This is a genomic window from Bacillus cereus group sp. N8 (genome assembly GCF_016483685.1).
In the GTDB taxonomy this organism is placed as follows: domain Bacteria; phylum Bacillota; class Bacilli; order Bacillales; family Bacillaceae_G; genus Bacillus_A; species Bacillus_A proteolyticus.
This window is the reverse complement of sequence record NZ_JAEHBK010000198.1, coordinates 1-247: the sequence shown is the minus strand read 5'-3', so window position 1 is coordinate 247 and position 247 is coordinate 1. Positions and strand designations below refer to the sequence as shown.

Genomic DNA, 247 nt, shown 5'->3' with positions numbered 1-247 from the left:
CCCCCCCCCCCCCCCCCCCCCGCTGCGCCCTCCCCTGTTGTGGTGGCAGCTGCTGTGCCGTCAGCGGTTGGGCTGGCAGTGGGTCTGCTGGGACCGGTTCTGGTGGCAGTGGTTCTGGTGGCAGTGGTTCTGGTGGCAGTGGTTCTGGTGGCAGGGGTTCTGGTGGCCCCGGTTCGGGAGGCAGTGCTTCTCAGGCGAGAGGTTCACAGGGAAGGAGGTCTCGTGGACGTCGAAGAGGAGCAACTCG

The 247-nt window shown here is 68.0% G+C and carries 1 protein-coding gene; it reads left to right on the top strand.

Going from position 1 to position 247, the window contains the following annotated elements:
* Positions 1-54: 54 nt before the first annotated feature.
* A partial coding sequence (locus tag JDS80_RS31310) for a hypothetical protein (protein WP_206774729.1) occupies positions 55-247 on the top strand: 193 nt, incomplete at its 3' end.